This window comes from Staphylococcus sp. HMSC62A08 (assembly GCF_001839105.1).
Lineage (GTDB): Bacteria > Bacillota > Bacilli > Staphylococcales > Staphylococcaceae > Staphylococcus > Staphylococcus caprae.
Window position 1 is genome coordinate 1 of sequence record NZ_KV840059.1, and the last position, 244, is coordinate 244.

A 244-nucleotide genomic window follows, 5' to 3' on the forward strand; every position below is an offset into this window, starting at 1 on the left:
CCCTCTCGGGTTACCGAATTCAGACAAACTCCGAATGCCAATCAATTTAACTTGGGAGTCAGAACATGGGTGATAAGGTCCGTGTTCGAAAGGGAAACAGCCCAGACCACCAGCTAAGGTCCCAAAATATATGTTAAGTGGAAAAGGATGTGGCGTTGCCCAGACAACTAGGATGTTGGCTTAGAAGCAGCCATCATTTAAAGAGTGCGTAATAGCTCACTAGTCGAGTGACACTGCGCCGAAA

1 rRNA gene is annotated in these 244 nt (G+C 47.1%); it reads left to right on the forward strand.

Annotated features, from left to right (window positions below):
* Window positions 1-244 (forward strand): 23S ribosomal RNA (locus HMPREF3264_RS12160); the annotation flags it as partial.